The organism is Ruegeria arenilitoris (assembly GCF_013032445.1).
Taxonomy (GTDB): domain Bacteria; phylum Pseudomonadota; class Alphaproteobacteria; order Rhodobacterales; family Rhodobacteraceae; genus Ruegeria; species Ruegeria arenilitoris_F.
In genome coordinates this window covers 1-11,448 of record NZ_WQCA01000049.1, presented here as the reverse complement: position 1 = coordinate 11,448, position 11,448 = coordinate 1, and the positions used below count along the sequence as shown (strand labels likewise).

The 11,448-nt window shown below is 53.5% G+C and carries 14 protein-coding genes; 9 read left to right on the top strand and 5 right to left on the bottom strand.

Annotated features, from left to right (window positions below; all coding sequences use genetic code 11):
• The 3 genes from GOW98_RS24585 to GOW98_RS24575 form a co-directional block, all read left to right on the top strand.
• The coding region (locus GOW98_RS24585; RefSeq protein WP_170337103.1) for a DUF805 domain-containing protein at positions 1-407 on the top strand (407 nt) is incomplete at its 5' end.
• Positions 408-481: 74 nt separating this feature from the next.
• On the top strand, positions 482-1,252 hold the full coding sequence (locus tag GOW98_RS24580) for a hypothetical protein (RefSeq protein ID WP_170337100.1): 771 nt from the start codon (positions 482-484) through the stop codon (positions 1,250-1,252).
• On the top strand, positions 1,236-1,772 hold the full coding sequence (locus GOW98_RS24575; RefSeq protein ID WP_170337098.1) for a hypothetical protein: 537 nt from the start codon (positions 1,236-1,238) through the stop codon (positions 1,770-1,772). The genes GOW98_RS24580 and GOW98_RS24575 overlap by 17 nt, the downstream gene beginning before the upstream one ends.
• A 461-nt stretch (positions 1,773-2,233) precedes the next feature.
• On the opposite strand, the gene GOW98_RS24570 is transcribed toward GOW98_RS24575, so the two are convergent.
• Positions 2,234-3,130 (bottom strand): LysR family transcriptional regulator, encoded by an 897-nt coding sequence (locus GOW98_RS24570; protein WP_217359732.1) that lies wholly within the window; start codon positions 3,128-3,130, stop codon positions 2,234-2,236.
• 93 nt (positions 3,131-3,223) lie between these two features.
• On the opposite strand from GOW98_RS24570, the gene GOW98_RS24565 reads away from it, so the two are divergent.
• Positions 3,224-3,961 carry an SDR family oxidoreductase gene (locus GOW98_RS24565; RefSeq protein WP_170337095.1) on the top strand — a complete coding sequence of 246 codons (738 nt, stop codon included), beginning with the start codon at positions 3,224-3,226 and terminating at the stop codon, positions 3,959-3,961.
• A 5-nt stretch (positions 3,962-3,966) separates the two neighbouring features.
• On the opposite strand, the gene GOW98_RS24560 is transcribed toward GOW98_RS24565, so the two are convergent.
• A complete protein-coding gene (locus tag GOW98_RS24560) occupies positions 3,967-4,881 on the bottom strand; it encodes an AraC family transcriptional regulator (RefSeq protein WP_170337093.1) in 915 nt (304 codons plus the stop codon).
• 95 nt (positions 4,882-4,976) lie between these two features.
• Here GOW98_RS24560 and GOW98_RS24555 point away from each other — a divergent pair, with 95 nt between their 5' ends.
• The gene (locus tag GOW98_RS24555) at positions 4,977-5,726 is read left to right on the top strand and encodes an SDR family oxidoreductase (protein ID WP_170337091.1); all 750 of its coding nucleotides are present in this window, start codon (positions 4,977-4,979) and stop codon (positions 5,724-5,726) included.
• 72 nt (positions 5,727-5,798) lie between these two features.
• Here the strand turns inward: GOW98_RS24555 and GOW98_RS24550 are convergent, their stop codons facing one another.
• Together GOW98_RS24550 and GOW98_RS24545 are read right to left on the bottom strand one after the other, a co-directional pair.
• Positions 5,799-6,641, bottom strand: a complete 843-nt coding sequence (locus tag GOW98_RS24550) for a hypothetical protein (protein WP_170337089.1) — start codon at positions 6,639-6,641, stop codon at positions 5,799-5,801.
• 51 nt (positions 6,642-6,692) lie between these two features.
• A complete protein-coding gene (locus GOW98_RS24545) occupies positions 6,693-7,082 on the bottom strand; it encodes a DUF983 domain-containing protein (RefSeq protein ID WP_170337086.1) in 390 nt (129 codons plus the stop codon).
• Positions 7,083-7,217: 135 nt separating this feature from the next.
• Between GOW98_RS24545 and GOW98_RS24540 the strand changes: the two genes are divergently transcribed.
• The gene (locus tag GOW98_RS24540; protein WP_254438172.1) at positions 7,218-8,612 is read left to right on the top strand and encodes a PLP-dependent aminotransferase family protein; all 1,395 of its coding nucleotides are present in this window, start codon (positions 7,218-7,220) and stop codon (positions 8,610-8,612) included.
• A 75-nt stretch (positions 8,613-8,687) separates the two neighbouring features.
• Here GOW98_RS24540 and GOW98_RS24535 read toward each other — a convergent pair whose 3' ends face one another.
• Positions 8,688-9,299: a TetR/AcrR family transcriptional regulator gene (locus GOW98_RS24535; RefSeq protein ID WP_170337084.1), complete on the bottom strand. Its 612-nt coding sequence runs from the start codon at positions 9,297-9,299 to the stop codon at positions 8,688-8,690.
• Positions 9,300-9,405: 106 nt separating this feature from the next.
• On the opposite strand from GOW98_RS24535, the gene GOW98_RS24530 reads away from it, so the two are divergent.
• The 3 genes from GOW98_RS24530 to GOW98_RS24520 all read left to right on the top strand — a co-directional run bounded on the left by GOW98_RS24530 (position 9,406) and on the right by GOW98_RS24520 (position 11,255).
• Positions 9,406-9,867, top strand: coding sequence for a DMT family transporter (locus tag GOW98_RS24530; RefSeq protein ID WP_170337082.1), 462 nt, complete (start codon positions 9,406-9,408; stop codon positions 9,865-9,867).
• A gap of 61 nt (positions 9,868-9,928) precedes the next feature.
• A complete protein-coding gene (locus GOW98_RS24525; protein WP_170337081.1) occupies positions 9,929-10,384 on the top strand; it encodes a nuclear transport factor 2 family protein in 456 nt (151 codons plus the stop codon).
• Complete coding sequence (locus GOW98_RS24520) at positions 10,377-11,255, top strand: ergot alkaloid biosynthesis protein (RefSeq protein WP_170337080.1); 879 nt, start codon at positions 10,377-10,379, stop codon at positions 11,253-11,255. The genes GOW98_RS24525 and GOW98_RS24520 overlap by 8 nt, the downstream gene beginning before the upstream one ends.
• Positions 11,256-11,448: the final 193 nt, after the last annotated feature.

Genomic DNA, 11,448 nt, shown 5'->3' with positions numbered 1-11,448 from the left:
GCGCTGCCTTAGCTGTGCTGGATACGATTATATTCGGGACCAACCCCGAAACAGGCCAGGGATCTCGGGTCCTGTCCTCTGTTTTCCAGCTGGCTGTTCTCATACCTATGCTGGCCGCCGGTTGGCGAAGGCTGCATGATACAGGACGACCTGGCTGGTATTTGCTGCTGCCGATGGCGCTCAGCATTACAACGCTATTTGTTATGCTGGGTGGGGTGGCGTTCTTTTCGGTATTGGAGCAGGGGACCGAAAACCCCGATGCATTACGGGGACCTGCGGCAGTACTGGGCGTGACCGGTATTGTTGTTGTCTCAATTCTTCAATTGGTTCTGTCTATCCTGATGATCTGGTGGCTGACACGACCTTCCCAAGAAGGCGCAAACGAATACGGCGAACCTGTGTCCTGATCTGGTTGCCGGGGCAATTGGCTGGAACTTCTGCTGAACGACAGTGCGAACCGTAACTCAATGGAGAGAAAAAAATGAGCTGCAAAACCATTTCCATTGGAATGCTCCTGATGGCAGTGGCGACCACAGCATCAGCGGAGTGGTCGTTCAGCTCCGGGCCCACCCCCAATGCGTTTATTCAGACAGGAAACATGACGCTGGAACTTCAGTGTGACCGTATTCGCTTTGCTCCGGCTGGATTCGAGGACAGCCAGGACATTGCGGACAAGCAGGGGCTTTCCATTCGTTTCTTGAAGAACGGCACCACCGAAGTTGGAGCATTTCAGGTTGGCGCAGAAAACGCGGCTTTGCAGATCGTCGACAATTATCCTGTCGAGGTCAGTTTCAATAGTCAGCGAGACTATGGTTTTGTACTGGACCAGCTTGCGGCCAATGCATCGGTTAATCTGTCGATGATTGATCGAGATGTCAGCTACGGAATTTTTGACTTGAAAGGTTCCAGCGCAGCAATTCGGTCCCTTCGTTCTGCGTGCGATTCAGAAGTTAGCCAAGAGACGTCCTACGAAGCGCCCGAAGGCATCGTCTATTGTGGTGGCGGAGCGATAGAGCGCGTGATCGAACCCGTAATTTTGGACAATCCAGAGGGGGAGTGGGACGCGCGAGTAATGGTCAACGGCGAGTCGATCAGAGCCATGACAGCCTACAGCTACTTCGGAAACTCTGAGCCACCGGCCGGATTTGTCGTCGCCCTTCTTGGTGAAGACAGGTCTGAATTTCTGATTTTTAACGAAGGCTCGGCAAACTGGCTGGAATACGGGGACTACAGGTATGAACAATGCAACTGAAGCCACCTTCCAACCGGCTTCCCAATTGGCAAGCTACTTGAAACGTTTGGTATCTGCGATCCTGCTTGGTTCGGGCCTGGTTTGGACCTCACCAGTTGTCGCGGCTGACGTTTCGCAACTTCCAACCGGTTTGCGAGCAAAGGTTGATCTGGCGGCGCAGGTATGCGCGGAGTTCAACAACGGTCAGTTTGACTTAGATTGGGGCGCGGTTGAAAGGGTCGATCTCGACGGAGATCTACAACGCGACTGGGTTTTGAATGAGTCTGGTTTTGCGTGTTCGAGCGCCGCATCTCTTTACTGCGGAACTGGCGGATGCATGTCGCACTTCTTGATTGAAGAGGAGGTTCAATCCTTGCTCAACCAGGGCTGGACGGTTGTTGATTTTGGGCGTCAACGCGTTGTTGTTGCGGATATTCATGGATCCAATTGCGACGGAATAAACCCAACGCCTTGCGTCACCGCCAGTGTTTGGGATGCGGACGCTAAGACGTGGCGCTCGTCTGCTGGCGATTGGGAATAAGTCGCATTTGAGAATTGCAGATAAGCCATAGGAGCTGGTTTGTTCGATGGGTTCTCTGTGGCACGCAAACTTATGGGCAAATCGTGCAAAGTTATGCGCAAATACCGCGCAGAGTTATGGGCAATCTTCCAAGATTTTCTTCAATGAAATCAATGTTGGGAATGCAGCGTTATGAGCGCACCTACATTTGTGTAGGTTCGCGCATAGCACTTCGCGCACCCTATAAGTTTGCGTAGTTCGCCCATAGTTTTGCGCCGCGCGATTGTCTGCCTTAACGATGAATTCAATCAGTTTTTGGCGTAGCCGTCACAGTTATGGCCTTTTGCGTTGCTCAATCCCGCAAAGGGTCTCCCTAAGGAATATTGGGTTCCATACGACCTTTTTGCTTGGATTCTCGCGAAGGTCTGCAATGCGCAGTTAGCGGACTTTGCAAAGTCAAGAGGACGGCCCTAGACACTTGGTCAAAGCGCTGCCTTGTCGAAAATGCGAACGATCCAATCGAGGAAAACCCGGACGCGCGGGGATAGTTGTCGGTTTTGTGGGTAAAATGCAGCCAGCGGAGTGGGCGATGGTGGCTTATCCGGTAAAACTTCTACAAGGCGTCCCGCTCTCAAGTCTTCCAGAAAACGATACTTTGGAGCTTGTCCAATCCCGAACCCGTCTCGGATCAGATGATGCACTGTGTCCGCGTCATTTGCTGTAACCAGCGCTGGCAACGTAAATTCCTTAAGCTTGTCACCGATCTTGAACTCCAGCGGTAGTGCGCCGCCGGTTCGCGAAGACAGGAAGCCGACCATCTGATGACCTTTCAGATCGTCTACCGACGTGGGAGTGCCAAACTTGGCCAGATACTCTGGACTTGCACAGGTGATTTCGGGGAGATCGGTCAGGTGCCGAGTAATCATTCCGCTATCATCAGGAATGCCGGCACGGATGACGCAATCAACGCCCTCGCGCACCAGATCCACTAGGCGCTCTGTCTGACCGAGTTGAAGGGTGATTTTGGGATACGTCGCCAAAAAATCAGCCAAATGCGGTAGCAGGAAAACCCGCGTCAGAGTGCCAGGCGCGTCAATGCGCAGCAGACCTGAGGGCTCGTGCCCGCGCAGTGCTCCTTCAGCTTCTTCCAGATCAGCCAGAATGGACGCGCATCTTTGGTAATAGGCTTGCCCATCCGGTGTTGGGGCCACGTGGCGTGTTGTCCGATCCAACAGCCGACTACCAAGGTCACGTTCTAGTCTTTGGATGGCTTCGCTTGCGGTAGACCGCGGGATATTCAGATCCGCTGCGGCCTTTGTGAAGCTCTCGCGTTCCAGCACTCGAACAAACAGTCGCATGGTTTCAAGTCTATCGATCATTGTTCGCTTCTACCGAATTGTGTTTCCAAAACAAGGCTGATTATCTGGTTTGTCTCCGTATCTATCTTCGCTGCAAACAGAAAGGAGACTGACATGGTGCACGAACAACGAACGGCAATTGTAACCGGCGCCAGCAAAGGGATTGGTGCAGCCATCGCACTCCGCCTGGCTCAGGATGGTCATGCAATCATTGCCAATTATGCAAGTGATGTGGCCGGAGCGAACGAGATTGTAGACGCTATCAAAAACGCTGGCGGCCAGGCAATCGCAGTTCAGGGTGACATTTCTGATCCATCCTGTATGCCAAGATTGTTCGATGCGGCTGAACAGGAGTTCGGCTCGGTTGATGTTCTGGTCAACAACGCGGGTATAATGCGCCTGAGTGCAGTTGTATCTACATCTGATGACGACTTCGAGGCTCACTGCGCCATCAACATTGGCGGTGTCTTTCGCGGCATGCGCGAGGCTGCCAACCGCATGAACAAAGGTGGCGCGATTGTCAGCCTGTCTTCCAGTGTTGTCGGGCTCTATCAGCCGACCTACGGGGTCTATGCGGCAACAAAAGCTGCAGTGGAAGCGATGACCCATGTGCTGGCCAAAGAACTGGGCTCACGTGACATCACCGTTAATACCGTCGCGCCGGGGCCGGTTGGGACCGACTTGTTCATCAATGGAAAACCCGAAGCATTGATTGAAAACATCAAGAAGATGAACCCGTTTGGCCGGCTCGGAACGCCCGAAGACATCGCTGCCGTTGTTTCGCTTCTGGCCGGACCGGATGGCCGTTGGATCAGTGGGCAAACTCTTCGCGCCAATGGCGGTGTTATTTGAAAAGCTTAGCCTGAAGCTTCAAGTAGATTTGCCTTTGAGTAGCGCGCGGGCGGGCATCCTACATAGCGGGAAAATGCAGTGCTGAAGGCACTGGACGACCCATAGCCTGTCTGGGCAGAGATTTCGGCAATGCTGAGGTCGCCTGTTCGGAGCATATGCTTTGCCAATGTCATCCGCCAGTTTTGCAAGTAGCTCATTGGGGGTATTCCCATGACCCCTTCAAACCGGGTGAAGAATGCAGATCGAGACAGTCCAGCTTCGGTTGCAAGAGCTTGAACAGTCCAGCTGTGAGCCGGGGCAGAGTGCATGGCTCGCAAACTGGGCCCAACGCGCATGTCTGCCAATCCACGTAAAAGGCCAGCAGTCGGTGCCGGGTCCGCGCCAGATCGGAAGGCTTCGATCAGTAGGACTTGTAATAGATTCTCGACGATCACATCTCGCGCCGGCCTGTTTGCGCGCGCTTCATCGCGAACAAGCCCTGTAAGCGCAGCCAGCCGACCCTCACCGCGGACAAAGATCAGATCAGGCAGCAGAGAGATCAATAGATCAGCGTCCGGGCTGGCAAAGGTGCAGTGTCCTACGAGTTGCTGAACTTCTGGGTCCGTATCAGCCGCCCCAAGCTGGAATACTCCGTTTTCACCCTCCACCGGGTGGTTCACCAAATCAGCGGGTGGCGGAGGGTCGATGCTTGAAAAGGTGAATGACTTGACCGCAGGGATAAGCACAAAGTCACCCGCATTCAAAACCAATGGTTCTTTTCCTTCGACCTCCAGGCATGCATGTCCGGTTAGAAGTGAGCAGTAGAAGGCCTCGTTTACATCCTCACGATGCACTCGAAATGGCCCCGATGCATGCACCAGTTTGGAATAGGACGCTTTGGGTTGAAGGAGGGAGATGATTTCAGAGAATGGATCTGCCATTTTGGACTATTGATAAAAATAAACGGACTATTGATTATATATAATACTGTCGACGTCGTCTACTTTAAAGGCACCAACGAATAGGAGAAAACGTCATGAAGACCGTATTGATCACAGGATGCTCTTCGGGATTTGGCCTGGAGACGGCGCGCTTCTTTCTCGAACAAGGCTGGTCAGTTGTAGCGACAATGCGCAAGCCAGATGAAGCCTTGCTTCCGGCCTCAGATCGTTTGCCGATCCTGCCATTGGATATCTCGGATAGTGAGAGTATCGCAAAGGCTGTGGAAGCTGCGGGGCCCATCGACGCTTTGGTGAACAACGCAGGCGTCGGCTGGCTTTCCCCCTTTGAGGGCACATCAGAGGATAACCTGCGCCGGATTTTTCAGACCAACACGTTCGGCACCATGGAAATGGTCCGTGCGGTGCTGCCGCAAATGCGCGCCACGGGGTCAGGGGTGATCGTGAATGTCTCTTCCAGTGTCACACTTAAACCGCTACCGCTGGCTTCGGCCTACACGGCAAGCAAGGCTGCGGTGAACGCCTTCACCGAATGCCTTGCCCTTGAACTGGCTCCGCTTGGTATCCGGACCCATATCGTTCTACCAGGTCAGGCCCCAACGACGAATTTTGGCAAGAACGCAATGGCAATGATGTCAGAATCCAATGACACGCCTGAAGGCTACAAGCCGTTCGTCGAGCAAACCATGGCGGCCTTCATGAACACCGAAGGGAAGGAGTTCACCTTCTCCGAGGATGTCGTTCAGGCAATCTGGAGAGCTGTCACCGACAGCACATGTCCACTTCGGATCCCCGCTGGAAAGGACTCAGTCGCTCTGGCGGCTTAACACCTTCAACAATCAGAAAAAGCCCTCTCGAAAAACCAGCATGGCCGACCTCAATGGCCGGCCTTTTTTACCTCAAGCTAGCATTTTTCTCGAAGCGTCCCGTGTTTGGTGCGCCTTAATCGCAGCAAGCCACTCAACGGCAACCTTCGCGCCACCAAAAGGATAAAGGTGAACCGCAACATCAGCTAAATTGCGTCGTTGCAGCCCTTGTTCGATCAAGCAGACCAAACGGGAGAAATCAACGATCCCGTCCACTGTGTCACTCACGTTGTTCAACCCGCGAGCCGAAACTCCAAATGAGCGTGCAAACCTGAGCAGGAGATCCCTTTTAGTCGGCCCAGGTATTCCAATTTGGATCGGCTGGCTAACACCAACGTTTCGAAGCTGGATTATCCAGTTGAGAATTCTGTTGGGATCAAAGGCAAGTTGAGTGGTTATGCTCACGCTGCATCCGTAGGACTCCAAAAGTTCTACCTTCTGCTCCAGTAGGGCCACGTCCGAACGATAACCTATGGCTGCGTTTCCCTCTGGAAAACCCGGCAATGTGACCCTCTTAAGCGCGTATTTTTCAATCCACTCCGTTCGAAGGAGATCCATCGTGTTGTTGAATGGCCCCGACGCATCTGATGGGTCACCGCCGACGATCATGACTTGTCCTTGTGCGCCAGCAAACCGGAGTTTTTCTGTCAGGTCAAACAAGTGTTTTTTTGATTGAAGGCGTCGAGCCGCAAATATCGGCACCGGCAACAGTCCGGCATCGTCGATCCGGCGCACCGTTCGCAGCCTGTCGTAATCATCCTCATCGTTCAGCCAGGCCACATTGACAGGGGTTCTCGCAGGAATAAGGGGTGCGGCTGTTGTGAGATCCGCAATCGTCTTTCCTGTCGCCTCAAGTGAATAGAAATTCAAATCCATCAAGGAAACCATCCTTTGAAAGGGCTGAGAATTCATTGGGAGGGCGGTTGGCTAGAACCCGTGCATTCGTTTGGCCCATTGGTATCCAACAATCAGGCCCTTCATGACCGGCAGCAGTGCCAAGGCACCGACTACTGCGATGACCGACATGCTCAATGCCAAGACCCAAGGTTCTGGCCTCCATGTCACCCATGCGATGTGCAATGCGAACCCCATAAGGTGGCCTACGATCAGGATCGTAAGATAAGCCGGACCATCATCAGCCCGCTGGTGGCTCAGATCCAAACCGCAACTCGAGCACTCATCGTTCACTTTGATGTAGCTATGCAGCAGTTTTCCTTCCCCGCACTTGGGGCACCTGAGGCGCATCCCATTCATGATCGCGGGTTTGATGGGGCGCTCTTCGCTGTCGTCGTGGGCGTCAATTGCAAGTTCGGACATCTTTGATCTCCTTCGGTTGCGCCTCGGATAGTTCATCTTCAGACGCAATGCAATCAATATCCAATCAATATGTTGACACATGCGACAATATGTTGAAATTCGCCTGTAATAAGGATAAATTTGACAGGCACAATCTTGTATATTGAATGGAATGATGCCTTGAAGTCATGGACGCCGAATCTGCGCGACAACGGGAAACCACTCTATGTCCAGATCGCGGAAGCGATCAGACATGATGTAGAGACAGGAGTGCTTGATGCAGGTGACAGGCTTCCGCCTCAACGCAGCGTCGCCAAGCTTGTTGGCTTGGATTTCACAACTGTCTCTCGCGGGTACTCTGAGGCCGCGAAACGAGGGTATATCGACACCTTTGTCGGCCGGGGATCGTTTATCCGGAAACCAGAAGAAACTTCAGAAAAAGCAGACCCGCGCCGCGCGCTGGAAGAAGACCCGAACATGAATATGCCCCCAGAGCCAGATGATCCGGCACTGGTGGCCCGTATGGAACAAGGCCTCACGCATGTTGCTGCGAACCTCGTTCCTCTTCTTCGCTACCAATCCATTATCGGGAGCCGGCAAGACCGGGAGACCGCAGCACGCTGGATGAACATCAATGGTGTCGACGTTACAGCAGACCAATTGGCAATCACGCCTGGCGCACATGCCAGTTTGCTGTCGATACTGACATTGCTCGCCAAGCCCGGAGACACCGTGATCTGTGAGCGCGTGACCTATCCCGGTATTCGTGCCATCGGCGCTCAACTTGGCATCCGGCTAATTGGCGTGAGATCAGACGACAGCGGTGTTCTTCCTGATGATCTGGATGCCGCTATCCAAGAGCACGCACCTTCTGCTCTTTATCTGAACCCGACGCTGCAAAATCCCCTGACGCTTACAATTCCGATGGAGAGACGTCAGCAGATCGCGTCCGTTTTGGACAAGTACGGTTTGCCTTTGATTGAAGATGACGCTTGTCGTTTTGTGTCGTCGGATGCTCCACCGCCTATCTCACAGCAGATTCCCGAATTGGGGTGGTACATCGCGGGTCTTTCGAAATGTCTGGGCGCTGGTTTGAGGCTTGCGCTTACGGTGGTTCCGTCTGGGCTGTCGAAAACCCACTTTACGCGGGCCTTGCAGGCATCGAATGTCATGGCGTCACCAATCACAACAGCTTTGATGGCGCGATGGATTGAGGATGGCACAGCCGCGGCCGTGCAGAAGTTCGTCCGCAAGGAGGCGAACCGCAGACAGAACTTGGCGGCCAAGATTATGCAGGACCAAGACTTCGTCGGCAGCAACGAAGCATTCAATATCTGGCTCAAGCTGCCCGAAGGATCGAGCCGAGCTGACGTGATGAGCCACATGGCCAATCGTCAAGTCGGGGTTATGCCCAGCAATGCCTTTACCGTAACAGGTGCACCCGACGAAGCGGTCAGGGTGTGCCTGGGAGGGCCAATCTCATACAGCCAACTGACTGAAGATCTCGAGGCGTTAAACTATGCGATTACCCATCAGAATTGGGTTCCCTAGGCTGTTAGGCTGTGCCAAAAACCGAAACGACCTTCGTCTCAGTTATTCAACTTTCCTTATGTTTTCTGTTTATTTCTACACACTTAGTACCATATTGGTAAATCGTTGAATGTCTGCTGATCTGACAGGTCGATGCTGAACAATGACGTGCCAGTAGAGCGGTGCGATAAACATATCCAGGATCATTTGCCGATCTGTATCTTTTGCCAGCTCGCCACGCTCAATGGCTCTGTCCAACATAACCATTGCTTGGGCCCGGCGATCCCGCGTCACACTCTCCAGCAATTCTTCCAATTCATCAGAACGAGCGTGCTCAGCATGTAGGTCCGGCAGAATCCGCCTCACAAGCGGATGACGTAGGGTTGCAGCCATTCTGCGCATAAGCTTGGCAACGTCTTTCTCAAAAGATCCTGTGTCCGGAATTGGAGTGATATTCGTGGCCGCTGATTTCACCGCTTCGGTCACCAGTTCAAACTTGGATTTGCTACGTCGATAGAGCGCCGCCTTTCCGACACCTGCGCGAGCCGCAATGCGCTCCATTCGTAGAGCCGAGTAACCCGTTTCCGCCCATTCCTCGAACAAGGCGCGTCGGATCGCTTCCGTCACCGTGTCTTGCAAAACGGCAGCCCCGGCCGGCTTCCGGCGCGGCCGATCAGGATTTTTTACGTCGGAACTCTTGCGTTCCATCGTGATTCTCCTTTATATAGGACGAAACGGTATCGTTCCGACGAATATTGAGGCAAACTTATCGATACCGCAACCCGTTTTTGGCGGCTGATGAAAGGACGCGAAGATGGACCCGAAAATCGCACTTCTGTGGTTTGCGCCTCTGCTTTGCGGAGCCTTGATACCCATCCATGCCGGAATGAACGCAGAGCTCAGCCGCGCGGCTGGTCACCCACTCCGGGCAACTCTGTTGTCGTTTGGAATTTCATTCGTTTGCCTGGTGGTCGGCATCGCATGGCTTAGACCGACGTTGCCAAGCTTATCATCACTATATGCGGCTCCTCCCTGGGCGTGGGTAGGAGGTGTGATCGGTGTCATTTACGTGATGGCGACCATGGTTCTGATCCCACGCTTTGGGGCCGCCGCTTTTATTGCCGCAGTCATTGCTGGACAAATGACGATGGCACTCATCCTGGACCAGAACGGGCTTCTTGGGAACGCTCCTCGACCAGCAGACTTCTATCGCATCACTGGTGCTGTGCTGTCGATTGCAGGTGTTCTGATCATGCAGTTCGGAAAAGCGACATAAACAAAGTCACCACTCACAGAACAACCCTCCCATTATAGTGACAACAAGAGGTAATGAGATCATGTCTGACACAAACAACGTACCCAGCTTTGGCGCGATGCTGCGTGACGCTCTCGGTGACGCAATCATCGCAGATGCAGGCGAGAATTTCCTGGACATGTGTGACGAAGGCATCGTGTTCGAGTTTCCGTTTTCTCCAGAAGGCTCAGTGCGAGAACTCCGTGGCCGAGATACAATGGCAGCCTATCTGCCAAAAGCCGGAGGTCTCATCTGTTTTGAATCCATGAACCCGGCAGTCACCCATGTTGCCAAAGACGGTGAAACCTTTGTGTTGGAATTCTCATGCAAAGGTAAAGGCGAGGCCGGGCGCTACGACCAGAATTACATCTCGGTCATCGAGGTCCAAAACGGACGCATCACGCGCTATCGCGACTACTGGAACCCTCTGGTTCTGCTGAACGCTGTCGGCGGCGTCGAAGTTCTTAAGTCCAAGCTGGGAGACTTTATTGATGACTAGTTCCATTCTTGTCACTGGCGGCACCGGAAAGACCGGTAGTCGCGTCGTCAAACATCTGCGCGATAGGGAGATCTCCCCTCTCGTTGGAACGCGCAATCCAAAGAATGATGGTGATGTTCGCTTCGATTGGAGTGATCCGACGACATTCGAGAAAGCCTTCGAAGGGATCGACGCCGTTTATCTCGTAGCGCCCACAGACACTGTGGATTCACTGGGAGCCATGCGCCCCGGCTTGGAGGCTGCACTTGCTGTGGGGGTAAAGCGTTTCGTCTTACTCAGTGCCTCCTCTTTGGAAGAAGGTGGCCCCATGATGGGCGCTGTGCACGCCTGGTTGCGCTCCAATGCGCCAGAGTGGGTCGTTCTGCGTCCGACCTGGTTCATGCAGAACTTCTCAGAGTTACACCACCGGGATCCTATTCGCGATGAGGCGTCTATTTACACGGCCACCGGAGACGGCCGAGTTGGCTTCATCGATGCAGAAGACATTGCAGCCTGTGCAACAGCTCTGCTGGTCACGTCCTCGTTCAAGAACACCGATCATATCCTCACTGGCCCCGAGGCAATCTCCTATGACGTCGTAGCTGAGACACTGAGCACTCAATTGGGTCGCCAGATTACCCACCATCGGCTCACCGTAGACGGTTTGGCCGACCGCCACCAAAGCCAGGGCCTGCCGGAGGAATACGCAAAGACGCTGGCTGCGATGGATGGAGCTATCGCGGGAGGATCTGAAGATCGTGTCACTGACAGCGTACTGAAGCTGACCGGATCACGACCAACCTCTATCGATCAGTTCGTTCAGCAAAACATGGACGCATGGACGCAGAGAACAGATATCAAGATGCGAGTGGCTGAGACAGCGAACCTGTGAGATGAGTGTGTTCTGAGCTGACCTTCGAGTTGGCTTCAGGGACGGTAGCAATGTTGCGCATGTCGACGATTGCAAAGCTCGGCGATGAATGTCCGGTTTGGGCTGGTATCAGTTAACCTTGCTGGACGAAATCAGCAAGTTAACTGCGTTCAAAGCTACATTTCACCAGTGGTTCAATCAGATACCAACTGAC